Here is a 16,564-nt window from a genome sequence, read left to right as displayed (position 1 = left end):
TTACACATCGCGTTAACTCTAAAATCTGCCCGCACCGGCACTGAAAGGAAGGTAGCTCACAGTGTCTTTCATGCACCCTGCGCGTTTGCTGCGCATGAGACCATTTTTCTTCTTCACTCTATTATTGCTAGTTAAAAGCGCCCTCGCCTATTTCGTCATTTTTGACGGCGGCCTTTCCTGGACCATGCTCGTAACGGAAATCCCTTTCTTCTGGCTTTTGTTCTGTCTGATTGAACTATTCGCCACCAAACGCAAACTCGGCCTTTATCTGGCCGCTAATTTATTCGTCACCGCCATCATCTTTGCGGTCATCATGTATTACAAATATTACGGCGTTATCGTAACCTATCACGCGCTGGAGCAAGTGAACCAGGTAACCGCAGTCAAAAACAGCGTATTCTCCTTGCTTGATCCCTATTACCTATTGATATTTCTGGATGTCATTGTGCTGGGCTTTGTAATCTTCCGCAAGCAGACGGGTCTGCACTGGAAGAGAATCAGCATGAGGAAAGCCAACCGGAAAGTGGTAACCGCTCTGCTCGTCTTTTCTCTCGTGCTCTGCTTCTTCAGTATTTATCCCAACCGCGCAAGCATGAATGAGATTGTAAAAGCGGAAGACATGGGGATTCTGAATTACGAGCTATATACCCTGTTCAAGAACAACAACGAAGATCTGATCCATCCGGACGAAATCTCGCAGGGTACCATTAATACACTTAAGAACATCAGCGAGCCTGCGGAGCCTAAATATTGGAATGCCGCCGCCGGCAAGAACCTGATCGTCCTGCAGCTGGAGGCTTTTCAAAACTTCCTGATCGGGCTTAAGATTGACGGCCAGGAAATAACGCCGAATATGAACAAGCTCGCCAAGGAAAATTTTTACTTCTCCCACTTTTTCCAGCAGGTAGGTCAAGGCAATACCTCGGATGCCGAATTCGTTGTCAATACCTCATTTTATATTCCGCCGCAGGGCGCCGCTACGCAGGTATATGCCGACAAGGTGCTGCCGAGTCTGCCGCGCCTGATGGGCAAGAACGGCTACAAAACAGCGACCTTCCATACCAATGTGGTGGAATTCTGGAACCGCAGCGGCCTGTACAAGGCGCTTGGCTTTGAAAAATATTATGATCAGGAATTTTTCGGAACGGATGATACGGTCTTTTTCGGTCCCGCTGATGAGGTATTGTACAGAAAAACCGCCGAAGAGCTTGACCGGATGGATCGCGAAGGCGAACCGCCTTTCTATTCTCAGGTGATATCCATGACAGCTCATCACCCGTTCACCATTCCCGAGCGTAAATATAAAATGAAACTGCCTGAACGTTATGAGGGAACATTCGTCGGGGATTATATCCGCGCCCAAAACTATGCCGATTTTGCCATCGGGTTGTTTATTGACGATCTCAAGAAACGGGGAATCTGGGATAACAGTATGCTCGTCGTATATGGCGACCATCTTGGACTGCCGATCTATTCCCTGCACCGCGACGACAAGGATCTGATGAAAGAGATTTACGGTCATGAATACGGTTATGCGGACATGATGAACATACCGCTTATCATCGCATCCCCTGGAATTACAACGCCTCAGGAATTCAAGCAAACCGGAGCTCAGGTCGATGTTCTTCCTACCGTCACCAATTTGCTTGGCGTGTCGCTCGAGGATCATATTCATTTTGGACAGGATCTGCTCAACCAGACCTCCAATCTGCTGCCGCAGCGTTACTATCTGCCATCAGGCTCCCTGATCACGGACAACGCGATGTTCCTGCCGGGAACCGGCTTCGAGGACGGCTCCAATTATCCGCTGCCGGGACTTGGTCAGCAGGATTCTGCAGCCACCTCCGATCAGTTTGACCGGGCGCTGGAGCTGCTCCTGCTCTCGGACAGTTATGTCAGTCAGCTTCCCAATCTGGAATAATGCACTTATTCATTGTCCTTCATTTACAGACGCCGGCCTCTGCCCAGCGTCTGTTTTTTTGCCCGGGAATATTGAAGCATGGTTTTACCAATATTAAAAAGGAATTTCCCAATACCGGTTGAATGGATGGGATCCTTACATAACGGAGGTTCGTCATGAACACAATCAACGGCTTTCACTATTCTCTCAGGAAAGTGAGAAAAGCCGTCCTATTAGCTGCAGCCGCCAGCCTTACAGCGGGTACGGCGGCATTATTCTGCCCGGAACCGGGGCAATTGGCCCGGGCTGCAGGAGTTTATGGTCCAACAGGCAGTGAGCAGGCCAATAATCATCTGCACGACGGGGCGAGGTCCACAGATAGAAAAGACAAGATCGCAGCAGCCAGAGCAACCTACCGGTCGTCCGCCTCTATCAAGCAGGCGCTGGTGAAGGATGCCTTTAATTATCTGGAAACCCCCTATGTATGGGGCGGCACCAGGCCTTCTGTCGGTTTTGACTGCTCGGGATTTGTATACTTTATGCTGAACAAATTCGGCATTTCGCAGCGGCGAACAACCGCCTCAGAGCTGTACAGACAGGGCTGGGCGGTTAACAGGTCCATGCTCCGCCAGGGAGACCTCGTTTTCTTCCGGAGCCTGACCACGGGGGCCGTCAACCATGTCGGCTTCTATTTGGGCGGCGATTCCTTTATCTCCGCAACCAGCTCACGCGGCATATATGTACAGCAGCTTGGCAGTTCTTATTGGGCTCCCCGTTATGCAGGCGCACGAAGGCTGTATTAAGAGGGCAGTCCCGCTGACTGCCCTGTCTTTCCCCTATTCCGTCGGCATTCCAGCCGACTTGCGGATTTCATTAGCCAGACGTTGAAACTCCGCTTTATCTGTTTTGGTCTTTGCGACAAACCATCCCGCCGACAAGAAACTGATAATTTTCTCTGCATCCGCTTTTGTCATCCCGGGTTCTTCCTCCTTTTTGGTCGACCACCAGCCCTCATTGCCAAACGAATCGTTCAGATCCAGCAATACTCCTGCAACGGTAACGCCATTCCGGTATTGATAAAGATTGGCATGCGCGCTCTGCTCGCCCCGGCTCCATGCATACGTCTGCCAGAAATGCTCGCAAGCCCCGCGCCTGGCCATCTCCTCCACAACGGCATAAGAGCCGTATACTCCGGACTTATAGCCGGTTATTTGAGCGTCCGCAGCGCGGAGATACTCCTCGATCGACCGGTAAGCAGCGGGCTGCGCATCATAATCGACAGCAAAGTAAATCGCGCTTCCCTGCGGTTGGCCAATTAGTTCGGCCTGCCTCAGCGCTGCCGCACCGTCTGTTCTACCCGCAGCCTCGCCGCTGGCAGCCCTGCTCGCCGTCGTCTCGAATACAGATACAATTTGCATGCCTGCTCCGGTGATGGCTTCCGCCTCCGCCCGGGTCAGCCGTTTCCATGCCAAATTCTCCGGCACCAGATATCTGGCCGCAAACATCATCCCCGCATTCGCCAGCGCTTTAGCCTGCGCCGCTGTAAGCGGGATCGCACAATCAAATCCCTTCATCCTCGACTATTCACCTCCTGTGCACATTCGCTTAGAGGCACCGTCAAATTAACGGCCTGTATTATTAAATGATGCCAGCTTGGCATACGACCCCGCCAAGTGCTGATTTTAGCCATTTTCCAATCTTGAAGCAGCAGAAAGCGCCACAAAAAACCTAAAGCAGCTGTATAGAGCGCTATTTTTAACGCTAGTTCTTTGTAGAACAGCCTGCCCATGACAGGTGAGCTGCATTTCAGAGCGAAATGCGGCTCACCGTCCCTTTTCCCGCATAACAAAGCACGCTCCCCCATATATATAGTTATGAACCGATCTTTAATCTTTCTATTTTTATCCTCAATTTCAAAAAAATTGCTTGGCATGGGGGAGTGACATTTGCGGCAGGATGAGATAAAAGCGCTGGAGCGGGCCATTGAAGAAATAACCGAAATCGCTCAAGGGTTCGGTCTTGACTTCTATCCGATGCGGTACGAGATTTGCCCGGCTGACATTATATACACCTTCGGTGCGTATGGAATGCCAACCCGCTTCAATCACTGGAGCTTTGGCAAGACGTTCCACCGGATGAAGACCCAGTATGACTTTGGCTTAAGTAAAATATATGAATTGGTCATCAATTCCAATCCTTGTTACGCTTTCCTGCTGGACGGCAATTCGCTTATCCAGAATAAGCTGATTGTAGCCCATGTGCTGGCCCACTGCGATTTCTTCAAAAACAATTCGCGATTTGGCGGCTCCAACCGCAATATGGTGGAGAGCATGTCCGCTACGGCCGACCGCGTCAGCCAGTATGAGATGGAATACGGCACACCGGCGGTGGAGAAATTTATTGATGCGGTTCTGGCGATCCAGGAGCATATCGACCCAACGCTGATCAAGCCCTATCAGCTTGACAAAACCCGCTACATCGAGCTGCTTAACAAGGAGAAACCGAATACCTATACGCCCCAATACGGCTACGAGGATTTATGGTCGCTCGATGACAAGCCCGCCGATGCGGACTCCCAGCAGGAGCCGGAGACCAAGCGGTTCCCGCCCAAGCCGGAGAAGGACCTCCTCTGGTTCATTGAGGAATACTCCCCTGGCCTGAAGGATTGGCAGCGCGATATTATGTCGATGCTGCGCGACGAGATGCTTTATTTTTGGCCGCAAATCGAAACCAAGATCATGAACGAAGGCTGGGCCTCCTACTGGCATCAGCGCATTATCCGCGAGCTTGACCTGACGAGCGACGAGACAATCGAATTTGCCCAGCTCAACTCCTCTGTGGTCCAGCCTTCCCGGAACAGCCTGAATCCTTATTATCTGGGACTGAAAATTTTCGAGGATATCGAGCGGAGATGGGATACCCCGACGAAAGAAGAGCAGGAACGCTATGGACGCAAACCCGGTACAGGACGGGAAAAAATGTTCGAGGTGCGGGAGAATGATTCCGATATATCCTTCCTCCGCAACTATTTGACCAAAAAGCTGGTCGAGGATCTCGATCTATATGTATTCGAGAAGAAAGGCGCGGAATGGAAGATTACCGATAAAACATGGGAAACCATCCGCGAGCAGCTCGTCTATTCCCGGGTTAACGGAGGCTTCCCCAGCATTATTGTCTCGGATGGAAATTTCAATCGAAACGGCGAGTTGTATCTGAATCATCAATATGAGGGCGTGGAGCTGGATCTGAAATACGTGGAACGCACCCTGCCGCATGTCGTCCAGCTGTGGGGCAAATCCGTCCATTTGGAGACTGTTGTAGAGGATAAGCCGATTGTGTTCAGCTGCGACGGGAAGAAAACAAGCCGGAAGTTTCTTTGAATCCATTGAATGCCCATGAGGCAGGCCCAATTTTGAAGGATTTGAATACATTTCATAGCAAAAGTGTTTCAATGCGGTAAAGCTGAGGTTATGGTATACCTAAATAGGGGAGCCACAGCCCGAATGTTTCAAGAGGGAGGTTCTCCCCGGAACGATGAGGTGAATGACCATGATGATTGTGCTTATTGTCGTTGGTGTCGCGCTGATTTTGTTCCTGGCTGCTTTCTTTCTCAGATCCAACCGGTGGAAAACGATTCAATCGGCGTCAGGCGATTCCGCAAATGAACTTCAGGAGAAGCATGCTTACCTGAATAATGAAGGCTTCCGCGTCCGAATTCGCACCGACGACGGGCAGTCGAATCCGGGCATCCCCAGCGTCAACGCAGGAGAGAGCGGATACAGAAGAGGCCTCACCAAGCTCCAGGTGCATGAGGAAGACCTGAAAAAAGCTGCCGAAGCACTGGATCGATTTGAGCGTGATCGTGTCCTGAGACAAACGCCGATCATGTAAAAGCCTGCCGACGCAATGATTCATAAAGTCAATAAAGCCGCGAACATCGAGGGTTCGCGGCTTTATTGCATCCAGGCAAAGCATAAGGATGACCAGTGCTATATGGAAACATCAAATAAGAGCAGGTATCGCTTCGCATCGCGACTACCTGCTCTTATACTGACAACCCGGGCAAGGCTGCGCAGGCGGCATTATTCATCGATTTTCACCACATCCACCGTAACCTTCAGCTCCGCCTGGCTGGAGCCGCGGTAAACCCCTTTGACAGGGACAATGTCCTTGTAATCTCTGCCATGGCCCATCTTCACATAGCGCTCGCCCACCAGCGATTCATTGGTCGGATCAAAGCCGCACCAGCCAAGACCCGGCGCATACGCCTCTACCCATGCATGCGAAGCCTGCTCGAAGTCAGCGCTCCCTCCCTGCAAATCCGATACAAAATGGTAGCCGCTCACATATCTTGCAGGCACTCCTCTTGCACGGCAGGCGGCAATCATCAAGTGGGCAAAATCCTGGCAAACGCCGCGGCGCTTATGAATCATATCGCTTGCGATCGTATTCACATCCGTGGCATACGGATCGTAGACGAATTCCGTCTGGATGCGCCTAGAGATGCCGGAAAGCCAGCCGTGCACGCCTTGCTCTTCTTCAGAGCCCGTTTCTGCAAAAGCAATGACCTCGGGAGTCACTCCCGTATAGTCTGTCGGCAGCAGGTACTCGGAAAACCGGTTCTGCGCCTCATCGCTTGCCAGCCACTCCCATGTCAGCTTGCGGGGCATACCCTCCTCCTCAGGACCTGGGATGAAGGCTTCTTTGGTTACCACCGTCATCTGAGTGCGGATCCTGAGCTTGCGGTGCGGTTCATTGACCGAGAATGCATGCACCCGGTTGCCGAAGAAATCATCATAGCTGAATAATGAAGCGCCCGGCTCGATAGAGATGGAATGCTGATAACAGGACTGCTGTTCATTGGTAAAGGGAGTAAGCCGCAGTTCATTGACACTGTCCGTGACCGGGCTTTTGTAATAATAATCGGTCGTGTGCGAGATGCGTAGCTTCATGCGCTAGCCTCCTCGACTCGAAAAAAGGTATGCGCGAAGGTTACACCGAGCTGCTGGGACGACTGCAGCAGATGCCCCGTAGCGCGCCCTTCCTTCTCCAGCGCCAGATCCTCCCGCTCCAGGCATGCAAGCTCGGCCTTCACCTTGCCCACCTGACGGATAATCCGGTCATGCGCCACGCGCATTTTACTCTCCTGAAGCTCAATGCCGCGCAGATGATGATCAAGCTCATGCAGAGCAAAATGCACGGATCGCGGAAACACGGTGCTCAGGACGAGGAATTCCACAATCGCTTCCTGCGAGAGGCCATCGGCATAATATCTGCGGAATGCCTGATACCCGCTTACCGAACGAAGCACCGCCTGCAGGAATGGGTACACATCGTAAGTCTCATCGCCGGGAGACGAGGTGCCGTAGCCATTCGCTCCCACCGATTGCAGAATGCGCAGCGTATTCTCGGCACGTTCGAGATAGCGGCCGCATTCCATAAAATGCCACTCATTCTCGCGCGGCATTACGGACTGGCAGATTCCATTGAACAGCGAGGTCCATTCCTTGATTCGCCCGAAGAACTGATGCGGCGATTCCCGGCCCAGATCGCTCTGCTGTTTGTCTCTCAGCCACAGATAGAAGCCGTTGGTTGCATCCCACAGCTCGCTTGGCAGCTTCTCTCTGAGGGTGCGGACGTTGGCTCTGGCGTGGTTGACACAGGTCACGAGGGAATTGGGGTTATCACGGTCAAGCGTCACATAATGCACGACATCGTGCTCGCTGTAAGTTGTACCGTACTGCTGCTCATAAGCCGCGCGGCTGCCCAGGACTTCGACTATGCGACCCCACTTGCACAGCCTTTGCTCCTTGTCATCCTCATCCGCATCCGGGAAGGACTGCGTCTCTTCCGAAAGAAGGTGGTAGTGGACATCGATCAGCCTCGCATGATTCTCCGCCCGCTCCATATAACGTCCGATCCAAAACAGGGCCTCCGCATTGCGACTCATCATAAGTGCATCCCTCCGTTTACAAATTTACGGCTAACGACTCAACACCCATGTATCCTTGACGCCCCCGCCCTGCGAAGAGTTCACGACCAATGACCCCTCCGTCAGTGCGACTCTGGTCAAACCACCCGGTATCACGTGGGTTTCCTTCCCCATAAGAACGAATGCGCGCAAATCGATATGACGCGGAGTCATCGCCCCGCCAAGCATAACCGGCGCACGGGACAGCTGCATGGTCGTCTGGGCAATATAACGCCCGGGATCCCGCCGGATCGCATCGGCAAAAGCGGCTATCTCCTTCTGGGAGGCAGCCGGACCAATCAGCATGCCGTAGCCTCCCGACAGGGAAGTCTCCTTCACAACAAGCTGATCCAGATTGGCTAAGGCATACTCGCGGTCCTCCTTGCGTGCCAGAATGAAGGTGGGCACATTGTTCAGAATCGGCTCTTCTCCCAAATAATAACGAATCATATCCGGAACATAGGCATATACTGCTTTATCGTCTGCCACACCGGTCCCCGGAGCGTTGGCTATGGCCACATTGCCGGCACGGTAAGCATTCATCAGCCCAGGGACGCCAAGCAGCGAATCAGGCTGAAAAGCAAGCGGATCGAGATACTCGTCATCCAGACGCCGATAAATAACGTCCACCTGCCGCAGTCCCCGAAGGTCGCGCAGATAGATTTTGTGATCCTTGTAAACAAGGTCACGCCCCTCTACAAGATGGATCCCCATTTGTTGAGCCAGAAAGGTATGTTCAAAATAAGCCGAATTATAGGCACCCGGCGTCAGCAGCACAATAAGCGGATTGGCTTTGCCAGAAGGAGCAAGACTGCGCAGGGAGCTCAGGAACACATTCAAGCTGCGCTCAATGTCAGCCACCTTGCTCGACAGATATAGATCGGGAAACAGCTCGCTCATCAGACTTCTGCCCTTGTACAGGTATGAGAAGCCGGAAGGCGTGCGCAAATTGTCTTCCAGTACAAAATAACGGCCGTTCTCGTCCCGGATCAGGTCGATCCCCGAAGCGGTCATATATACGTTATGCGGAACTTCAAGCCCGGCCATCTCCGGGCGGAAATACGTGTTTCCAATAATCATCTGCCTCGGAATTACCCCGGCACGGACAATCTGCTGCTCATGGTAGATATCACGAAGAAAGCTGTTCAGCGCTTTTACCCGCTGCTTCATCCCCTTCTCGATTGTATCCCATTCATGCTTTGGAATAATACGCGGAATGTAATCAAAAGGAATGGTCCGCTCGAGCGGCTCCGACTGGTTCGGAGAGTAGAGCGTGAACGTAATTCCTTCTTCCAGCATTCTCTGCTGCAGCTTGGCATGCCTGGCAGCGAGCTCAGAGGGCTTCATGCGCGTAAACGCCCGGTGTGCGCCATCATAATGGGGACGGACCAATCCATCGCTCTCGAACATTTCATCGTAAAAGGACTGAGAATCATAAGGATCGAACTGCGATTGAATCGCCATTGACATACTTACCGCCTCCAAAGACCATAAGTGTTAATTCCATGTAAGTATTAGGCCGCAAAACCCTCAAAACAAGAGAATTTATGCTGGTTATCGCTACCTAAATCATACCCAAAGCTTCATTATATGTCAACTTATATAACATAAAAACAAGGCCTTTATAATCAGGCCTTGTTTCCTTGTTGAGACTATTCTGTTGACTGCGCTTTCAGGCTTTTCAGATCCTCCACGACCTTCTCAATGGTCTGAATGAACGTCGAAAGTTCTTCCGAGCTTTCAGCCTGCGCTTTGGCCTGCAGCGTCGTTTGCTCGGATTCCTGTCGGACATAGACCATTTTGCGTCCGATTTCCTCGAGCCGGTCCTGGATGCTTTCCATCGCTTCACGCGATGAGCCCGCCAGCTTGCGGACTTCGTTTGCCACGACTTCAAAGCCTCTTCCCTGCTCACCAGCACGCGCCGCTTCAATTGCGGCGTTCAAGCCCAGCAGATGGGTTTGATCGGCAATCCCGCGGATCAATGTACCCACCTCGCCGATATTGTTCATATCCTGCTGCAGATCGCTGAGCAGCTCATTGGCATGATTTTGCGATCCCGCTGTGGAAACTGCCGATTGCGCGATGGATTGCGCGCTTTGGTCAAGCTCGACAATCATGCCGGCCAGCTCCTGAACGGCCTCCGCGACCGACTTCAGCACATGCTCCTGTTTATTGGCCAACTGAACGATTTGCTCTCTTTCCTGCTGCTCATAAGCTTCAAGCACAAGCTGGGAATCGAAATTGAAAACTTTGGACAAAGAATGAATAACGCTCTGCCATTGATCAGGCAGCACCCGGCGGAAAACCTGCGTCGCCATATCCAGATAGATCATATAGGCTCCCAGATACCAGTGCGTTGTCAATCCGATACGGGAATGGACTGCTCCGATCCTGATCCGGTTCTCCACGAATGGCTCATCGATCCGTCCGTCGGCAAGCGACATCCAATAAACACGCATCGTTTCCTTCAAGCGGTCAATGGTGCTGAATCGGGCAATAATCGCCGTCAGCTCCGATTCCTGTGTAATCCGGTCATAGAACCGGTCAACGACTTCCGTAACAACCTTGGCGAAAATTTCACGATGCCCGGCAAGCAGTGCCAGGTCTTCTTCCTTAATCCCCGTGTAATCGAGCTGCCGGGCTCTTTGGTCCGATAATGTAATCATTTCTCAGCCTTCTTTCCTTATGTTGAGCCATTTATGATCGATCCCCTCCTCTTATTATCGGATTGTACCTGCCTTGCGCTTAACCCTTTTCGTCTGGCCGGACAAGCGCTGCCTTTCACCATTCTCTGAACCTGTAAGCAGACAAAAACCCGACCGTATAGTCGGGTTTTTTGTTCCTCGCCTTATTTTGGCCGTGCAATTCAAGCAATTTAACGGTTAAGCAGACTTCCCACATAGCGGAGCAGTTCATTGGCGCAGACCGGGCAGTAGCCATGCTCATCAATCAGACGCGTCGTCACCTCATTGATCCGCTTGAGCTGACGCTCATCCGGCGTTTTGGTCGATGTGGTGATCTTGACAACATCCTTCAAATCGGTAAACAGCTTCTTCTCGATCGCCTCGCGCAGACGGTCATGGCTGTTGTATTCGAACTTCTTGCCTTTGCGCGAATAGGAGGAAATCCGGATTAATATCTCCTCGCGGAATGCCTTCTTGGCATTCTCCGAGACCCCGATTTGTTCCTCAATGGAACGCATCAGACGCTCGTCGGGATCCATCTCTTCGCCGGTCAGCGGATCCTTGATTTTGGTCCAATTGCAGTAGGACTCGATATTATCCAGATAGTTCTCAAACAGGGTGTGGGCCGATTCCTCATAGGAATACACAAACGCCTTCTGGATTTCCTTCTTGGCGAGCATATCGTATTCCTTGCGGGCGATGGAGATGAAGTTCAAATACCGCTCCCGCTCCTCCCGAGTGATGGAAGGGTGGTGATCCAGCCCGTCTTTGAGCGCGCGCAGCACATCCAGGGCATTGATGCATTCCAGATCCTGCTTGATAAGCGCGCTGGATATGCGGTTGATGACATACCTGGGATCAATGCCCGTCATGCCCTCTTCCATAAACTCGCTCTGCATCTCCTTCAGATCCGCTTCCTTGTAGCCTTCCACCTCTTCGCCGTCATACATCCGCATTTTCTTCACAAGGTCCATGCCCTGCTTTTTCGTCTCCTTGAGACGGGTAAGTATGGAGAAAATGGCGGCGGCTCTGAGCGCATGCGGCGCAATATGGATATGCTTCATATCGCTCTGGCCAATCAGCTTGCTGTAAATCTTCTCCTCCTCCGACACCTTCAGGTTATAAGGCACCGGCATAACAATCATCCGCGATTGCAAAGCTTCGTTCTTCTTGTTGCTGATAAACGACCGGTACTCCGTCTCGTTCGTATGCGCGATGATCAGCTCATCGGCGGAGATCAAGGCAAAGCGGCCGGCTTTGAAGTTCCCCTCCTGGGTGAGCGAAAGCAAATTCCACAGAAATTTTTCATCGCATTTGAGCATTTCCTGAAACTCCATGATGCCCCGATTGGCTTTATTCAGCTCCCCGTCGAACCTGTAGGCTCTCGGATCCGACTCGGAGCCAAACTCCGTTATCGTGGAAAAATCAATGCTGCCGGTAAGATCGGCAATATCCTGCGACTTGGGATCCGAAGGGCTGAAAGTTCCGATACCGACCCGATTGTCCTCGGAGATGAGCACACGTTCGACTAGCACATTTTCAATATCGCCTTCAAACTCGGTACGCAATCTCATTGTACAGGATGGGCATAAATTCCCTTCAATCCGAACTCCGAGCTCGCTTTCCGCCTCCGCCCGAAGCTCTTGCGGTATAAGATGAAGCGGGTCCTCATGCATCGGGCAGCCCTTGATCGCGTAGACGGCCCCCCGCTCCGTTCTGGAAAACTGCTCGAGTCCTTTCTTGAGCATGGTTACAATCGTCGACTTGCCCCCGCTGACAGGCCCCATGAGCAGCAGAATCCGTTTGCGAACATCAAGCCGTCTGGCCGCGGAATGAAAATACTCTTCAACCAATTGCTCCACTGACCGGTCCAGCCCGAAGATTTCCTGCTCGAAAAATTTGTATTTCTTGCGGCCGTTCTCCTCCACCACCCCATATGATTCAATCATTTCGTAGACACGAGCATGCGCTGTCATAGCAGGTGCCGGATTCTGCTTCAGCAGCTCAATGTATTCCTTAAACGTTCCGGTCCATGCCAGCTTTTCACTCTCCGCCTTGTACGCCGATATACGTTTCAAAATATCCATGCCGTACCTCCTCTCGTCCATCCCGGGATGCTGCCTGCCATTATTTCGACCACGGGGTGACCATCTATCCGTTGTTCCCACTGACCGGCAATTTGTTGAAGTACTACATTTCTATGCATCTGTACGGGGGAAGTTGCCCTATATTTTAAACGAGATTTCATCATCTTTCGTGTTTCTTTCCCATCAGCTCCATAAAACCCCTCAACGATGTCAGGTTCAAGAAGGCCAAAGATATGCCTGCGCCCTATGTTTTTTTCCGGTAAAGACCAGCAGCCGCCTGCGAATATGAAGCCATTTGGCCGGATGTTTAAAATCTGCATCATTCGCATATCAATCCGCTAATTTTGCAAAAGGGTACAAGGAATACGCTATAACTGCAATAATGCAAAATTGACTATCTTTCATTCGTCAAATCCTGATAAAACCAGACTGATGTGACAAAAAGAAGGTCAATCTCCGGGGGCATTCAGGTCGAATGAAGGCGCTTCCCTAAAAATTTGAGCAATCAAAATTAATGGCTGAGTACCCTGCCCGAATATGTTATAATCGCCAAAGACGCTAAGGGAAAGGAGCGCCACTCATGGCAGTCAAGCATGAAACCGAACTCTACAAGCCAGTCAAAGCCTACTTTGAAGCCATGGGCTTCGAAGTGAAAAGCGAGATCATGCATTGTGACCTTGTCGCCATCCATCCGCTGAGCGGCGAGACCATTCTTGTTGAAATGAAAAAAACCTTTACGCTCCCTCTTCTACTGCAGGGGATTGAACGGCTGCGGCTGAACGGCCAGGTCATGCTTGCGATTGAACGCAACCGCAAGAAAAGCGGCGCTCACAATCAGCGCTTCGGCGATTTGACCGAGCTGTGCCGGATGCTGGGCCTCGGACTGATGACCGTTACCTTCTTCAAGACGAAAGCGCCGGTGCTCGATGTGCTTTGCGAGCCGGGCGATCCGCCGGTCCGCGGTCAGCGCCCCCTGCGTCAGACGCGTCTGCTTCACGAATTTCGCGAACGAAGCGGTGATTATAACACGGGAGGAAGCACAAGGCGCAAACTTGTTACCGCTTACCGTGAGAAGGCGCTTCGTATTGCCTGGGCTCTCAGCCTGCACGGCCAGCTCCCTCCGCGCAGAGCGGCAGAGCTTACCGGCGTACAGCGGGCCGCCTTTATTATGCAAAAAGATTATTACGGCTGGTTCGAGCGGGTCGAACGCGGGGTATACCGTTTAAAAGAAAGCGGCACCGCCGCTGTCGTGGAATATGCCGATGTGATTAATGCCTGGCTGTCAAGCGGACAGCGGCAGAACCAAATTCAAGGAGGAGAAAGAAATGAGCAATCAATTACCTGAATCTGTCGGATACCGTATCATTGGCCATGTTGACGATTTTACAAGTTTTCCTGCATCCGTTACCATTGACCGTGATCCTTATTTTATTATACAAACGACAGGCCAAGAAGATGCCCCTTCGGAATATAAGCTGGTATCCGCCATCTGTCCTCATGCAGGCGGCGTTGTGCGGCCTTGGGAGAATGAATTGATCTGCCCGCTGCATTACTGGTCGTTTGATTCGACAACCGGACAATCCACCAACGTGCCCGGCGAGCAGCTTGACTGCCGTCCCATCCAGATCCATGAAGGGCAGTTCACGATTGCGGTTTCTTCGTAAAAATCCGGCTGCGCACTTATCTTCTGCATCTCCAGAAAAAGCCCCGATCACCATAGATTGCGGCGATCGGGGCTTTGGTTTTTTTAAAGTCGGGCCGTGAACTCTCCAAGCGCCTCCGCTAAACGCGAAATGCCAAGCGCCATTCGCTCCCCTTCGGTATACGTGAAGTTGAGCCGCGCTGTATGGCGCTGTGGAGCCGCTGCATAGAAGGCTGCCCCTGGTACGAAGGCAACTCCCTTGGTCACCGCAGACCGCAGCAGAGCCTGTGTGTCGAGCGCTTCGGGAAACTCCAGCCACAGGAACATCCCGCCCTGAGGCGTAATCCATTTCACATCCGGCCAATTCTCTCTCATCAGCAAGTTTTCCATTTGACCCAGACGCGCGCCGTAGGCATCTCCGATCTTCCGGATATGCTCATCCAGCGGAAATTCCCGCAGCAGCTGGTCAAGCGTCTGTTGATCCAGTGTGCTGGAATGCAAATCTGCCGCCTGTTTCGCTTTGGCCAGCATCTGGATAACACGGCGGTCGCCGATGGCCCAGCCGGTGCGAAGCGCGGGAGCGACGGTTTTGGAAAATGTGCTCGTATACAGAACGCCGCCTCCGTCCGCAGCTCCTGCCAGAGAAAACAGCGTTGGAAAATAATCGTTTGCGTTGAATTTAATTTCCCCATATGGGTCATCCTCAAGTATAGGGATACCAAATCGGCTGCACAGCTCCAGCAATCCTTTGCGGCGTTCCAGACTCCATACCCGGCCCGTCGGATTCCCAAAGGTGGGCACGACATAGACCATTCTTGGCTTATGCTCACGCATCAGGCGTTCCGCATCGGCCATGATCATGCCGTCCTTGTCGCTTGGCACCGGAACAATCCGCAGACCGCCCAAATTAAATACCTGCAAACTCGCCAAATAAGTCGGATTTTCGACAAGCACCACGTCGCCCGGCTCCATCAGAACACGGACAATCAAATCGATCGCCTGCTGCGAGCCAGTGGTCATAATCATCTGATCCGGCTCAACCTGCATACCCTTGGCAGCCATACGGCCGCATAACTGCTCACGCAGCGGCAGATAGCCTTCAGTCAGGCCATACTGCAAAGAACCCTTGCCCGCTGCAAATACGCGCTGCGCAGCATCGCTGATTGCCTCCAGTGGAAACAATTCCTCGGCGGGCAGACCGCCTGCAAAGGAAATGATTTCCTGGCCTTGCGTCAACTTCAAGATATCCCGAACCGCTGAAGATTGCAGCCGCTCCACATGACTTGAGAACCGGTAGTCCACTTTGCTTTCGCCCCCTATGTTAAACCGCTATTTACATTTTACGCGCAATTATGCGGATGGGCAACACCATCGACAGCTGGTGAAAAAAGAATCGGATCCTGTCTTTGCAGCTTTCTTGCTGTTTATGTCTATTTAAGGTTGTAACAACTTGTTCAAACTTTGCAATTTTCTTTTCCAGCAGGGTTGGGTATAATAGAAGAAGCGTATTGGAGGTGTGCAGGATGACGATAAAGTTCCTGATCGTGATAGTTGTCTTTCTATTGTTCCTGGTCGCCATTGTCACTTCGTCCTACAACGATGATAAGACCGAAGGCTTGTAACAGCATAAGAACCAACGCAAGCTAATCAAGAGACTTTTACAGCATACTTAGCTTTGTCTGAGTTGAGAAACGGCTGACGCCGTCTTTTGGCGGCGAGCAATTTTCTCTGAACTTGTAGAAATTTATCGATATGAGACGTTAAACATTCTATAAGTTTTAAACAAAAAAGGAAGCTTCAGGCGATTGATTATCAACCGCCCGAAGCTTCTTTTTTTGATCCACATCCAAAAACGCGCATGGCAGCAATTCGCCTAGCAGGTGCGGTAGACTCGGTTATCGAGCCCCGCCGCAGCATCGGCGCCAACTTCAGTTTTATCTGACGATCATGCTGCCGCTTTGTTCATTAGGAGCGGCGCAGGGCATTCATTTCTGTGATGCATGCGGAGCATAAATAACGCTCTTTAAATTCACGGACATCGTCTATCGAACCGCAAAATACGCAGCGAGGACGGTAGCGCTCTAAAATAATATGGTCACCCTGGACAAGAATTTCCACGGGATCGCCTTCATTCATCTGATATCTTTTGCGCAGCGATTTGGGCAGTACAATTCGGCCCAGTTGATCGACTTTACGCACTACGCCTGCCGGTTTCAACGTCTTCACCTCTTCTTGTCATTAATAATTGCGAGTCCATATATAAACATACGCATCTATAAG

At 51.7% G+C, this 16,564-nt stretch carries 15 protein-coding genes and 1 pseudogene; 6 read left to right on the top strand and 10 right to left on the bottom strand.

The window, feature by feature from the left end:
• Positions 1-70 precede the first annotated feature (70 nt).
• Both AC0YNV_RS14785 and AC0YNV_RS14780 read left to right on the top strand, forming a co-directional pair.
• The gene (locus tag AC0YNV_RS14785) at positions 71-1,921 is read left to right on the top strand and encodes an LTA synthase family protein (protein ID WP_475768936.1); all 1,851 of its coding nucleotides are present in this window, start codon (positions 71-73) and stop codon (positions 1,919-1,921) included.
• A 155-nt stretch (positions 1,922-2,076) separates the two neighbouring features.
• A complete protein-coding gene (locus AC0YNV_RS14780) occupies positions 2,077-2,703 on the top strand; it encodes a C40 family peptidase (RefSeq protein ID WP_475768739.1) in 627 nt (208 codons plus the stop codon).
• A 33-nt stretch (positions 2,704-2,736) separates the two neighbouring features.
• On the opposite strand, the gene AC0YNV_RS14775 is transcribed toward AC0YNV_RS14780, so the two are convergent.
• A complete protein-coding gene (locus AC0YNV_RS14775; RefSeq protein ID WP_475768738.1) occupies positions 2,737-3,474 on the bottom strand; it encodes a DUF1906 domain-containing protein in 738 nt (245 codons plus the stop codon).
• Between the two features lie 372 nt (positions 3,475-3,846).
• On the opposite strand from AC0YNV_RS14775, the gene AC0YNV_RS14770 reads away from it, so the two are divergent.
• Both AC0YNV_RS14770 and AC0YNV_RS14765 read left to right on the top strand, forming a co-directional pair.
• Positions 3,847-5,280 (top strand): SpoVR family protein, encoded by a 1,434-nt coding sequence (locus AC0YNV_RS14770; RefSeq protein WP_475768737.1) that lies wholly within the window; start codon positions 3,847-3,849, stop codon positions 5,278-5,280.
• A gap of 169 nt (positions 5,281-5,449) precedes the next feature.
• The gene (locus AC0YNV_RS14765) at positions 5,450-5,791 is read left to right on the top strand and encodes a hypothetical protein (RefSeq protein WP_475768736.1); all 342 of its coding nucleotides are present in this window, start codon (positions 5,450-5,452) and stop codon (positions 5,789-5,791) included.
• A gap of 191 nt (positions 5,792-5,982) precedes the next feature.
• Here the strand turns inward: AC0YNV_RS14765 and AC0YNV_RS14760 are convergent, their stop codons facing one another.
• From AC0YNV_RS14760 to AC0YNV_RS14730, 7 genes and pseudogenes are all read right to left on the bottom strand, one after another.
• Positions 5,983-6,852 carry a transglutaminase family protein gene (locus AC0YNV_RS14760; RefSeq protein WP_475768735.1) on the bottom strand — a complete coding sequence of 290 codons (870 nt, stop codon included), beginning with the start codon at positions 6,850-6,852 and terminating at the stop codon, positions 5,983-5,985.
• Positions 6,849-7,853, bottom strand: a complete 1,005-nt coding sequence (locus tag AC0YNV_RS14755) for an alpha-E domain-containing protein (protein ID WP_475768734.1) — start codon at positions 7,851-7,853, stop codon at positions 6,849-6,851. Before AC0YNV_RS14755 ends, AC0YNV_RS14760 begins: the two co-directional genes overlap by 4 nt.
• A gap of 30 nt (positions 7,854-7,883) precedes the next feature.
• Entirely contained in the window at positions 7,884-9,341 is a 1,458-nt protein-coding gene (locus tag AC0YNV_RS14750; RefSeq protein WP_475768733.1) for a circularly permuted type 2 ATP-grasp protein, read from the bottom strand.
• Between the two features lie 182 nt (positions 9,342-9,523).
• Entirely contained in the window at positions 9,524-9,988 is a 465-nt protein-coding gene (locus AC0YNV_RS14745; RefSeq protein WP_475768935.1) for a methyl-accepting chemotaxis protein, read from the bottom strand.
• A gap of 90 nt (positions 9,989-10,078) precedes the next feature.
• Positions 10,079-10,537: pseudogene (locus AC0YNV_RS14740) on the bottom strand (protoglobin domain-containing protein); the annotation flags it as partial.
• A 209-nt stretch (positions 10,538-10,746) separates the two neighbouring features.
• Positions 10,747-12,642 (bottom strand): PrkA family serine protein kinase, encoded by a 1,896-nt coding sequence (locus tag AC0YNV_RS14735; protein ID WP_210038475.1) that lies wholly within the window; start codon positions 12,640-12,642, stop codon positions 10,747-10,749.
• Positions 12,630-12,965 carry a hypothetical protein gene (locus AC0YNV_RS14730; protein ID WP_475768732.1) on the bottom strand — a complete coding sequence of 112 codons (336 nt, stop codon included), beginning with the start codon at positions 12,963-12,965 and terminating at the stop codon, positions 12,630-12,632. The genes AC0YNV_RS14735 and AC0YNV_RS14730 overlap by 13 nt, the downstream gene beginning before the upstream one ends.
• Before the next feature lie 257 nt (positions 12,966-13,222).
• On the opposite strand from AC0YNV_RS14730, the gene AC0YNV_RS14725 reads away from it, so the two are divergent.
• On the top strand, positions 13,223-13,987 hold the full coding sequence (locus tag AC0YNV_RS14725; protein ID WP_475768731.1) for a DUF2161 domain-containing phosphodiesterase: 765 nt from the start codon (positions 13,223-13,225) through the stop codon (positions 13,985-13,987).
• Positions 13,968-14,306, top strand: coding sequence for a Rieske (2Fe-2S) protein (locus tag AC0YNV_RS14720; RefSeq protein ID WP_475768730.1), 339 nt, complete (start codon positions 13,968-13,970; stop codon positions 14,304-14,306). Before AC0YNV_RS14725 ends, AC0YNV_RS14720 begins: the two co-directional genes overlap by 20 nt.
• 83 nt (positions 14,307-14,389) lie before the next feature.
• Here the strand turns inward: AC0YNV_RS14720 and AC0YNV_RS14715 are convergent, their stop codons facing one another.
• Both AC0YNV_RS14715 and AC0YNV_RS14710 read right to left on the bottom strand, forming a co-directional pair.
• Positions 14,390-15,586, bottom strand: a complete 1,197-nt coding sequence (locus AC0YNV_RS14715; RefSeq protein WP_475768729.1) for an aminotransferase-like domain-containing protein — start codon at positions 15,584-15,586, stop codon at positions 14,390-14,392.
• 663 nt (positions 15,587-16,249) lie between these two features.
• The gene (locus AC0YNV_RS14710) at positions 16,250-16,501 is read right to left on the bottom strand and encodes an AbrB/MazE/SpoVT family DNA-binding domain-containing protein (RefSeq protein ID WP_210038471.1); all 252 of its coding nucleotides are present in this window, start codon (positions 16,499-16,501) and stop codon (positions 16,250-16,252) included.
• Positions 16,502-16,564: the final 63 nt, after the last annotated feature.

The sequence above is a fragment of the Paenibacillus sp. JT31N11 genome (assembly GCF_056269285.1).
This window is presented reverse-complemented; position numbering and strand designations above follow the sequence as displayed.

Bases quoted from the DNA above. Each gene is read 5' to 3' on its own strand.
- AC0YNV_RS14725 (WP_475768731.1), top strand. From the start codon at position 13,223: ATGGCAGTCAAGCATGAAACCGAACTCTACAAGCCAGTCAAAGCCTAC.
- AC0YNV_RS14750 (WP_475768733.1), bottom strand. From the start codon at position 9,341: ATGTCAATGGCGATTCAATCGCAGTTCGATCCTTATGATTCTCAGTCC.
- AC0YNV_RS14765 (WP_475768736.1), top strand. From the start codon at position 5,450: ATGATGATTGTGCTTATTGTCGTTGGTGTCGCGCTGATTTTGTTCCTG.
- AC0YNV_RS14745 (WP_475768935.1), bottom strand. From the start codon at position 9,988: ATGATTGTCGAGCTTGACCAAAGCGCGCAATCCATCGCGCAATCGGCA.
- AC0YNV_RS14720 (WP_475768730.1), top strand. From the start codon at position 13,968: ATGAGCAATCAATTACCTGAATCTGTCGGATACCGTATCATTGGCCAT.
- AC0YNV_RS14785 (WP_475768936.1), top strand. From the start codon at position 71: ATGCACCCTGCGCGTTTGCTGCGCATGAGACCATTTTTCTTCTTCACT.
- AC0YNV_RS14780 (WP_475768739.1), top strand. From the start codon at position 2,077: ATGAACACAATCAACGGCTTTCACTATTCTCTCAGGAAAGTGAGAAAA.
- AC0YNV_RS14760 (WP_475768735.1), bottom strand. From the start codon at position 6,852: ATGAAGCTACGCATCTCGCACACGACCGATTATTATTACAAAAGCCCG.
- AC0YNV_RS14775 (WP_475768738.1), bottom strand. From the start codon at position 3,474: ATGAAGGGATTTGATTGTGCGATCCCGCTTACAGCGGCGCAGGCTAAA.
- AC0YNV_RS14730 (WP_475768732.1), bottom strand. From the start codon at position 12,965: ATGATGCAGATTTTAAACATCCGGCCAAATGGCTTCATATTCGCAGGC.
- AC0YNV_RS14735 (WP_210038475.1), bottom strand. From the start codon at position 12,642: ATGGATATTTTGAAACGTATATCGGCGTACAAGGCGGAGAGTGAAAAG.
- AC0YNV_RS14755 (WP_475768734.1), bottom strand. From the start codon at position 7,853: ATGATGAGTCGCAATGCGGAGGCCCTGTTTTGGATCGGACGTTATATG.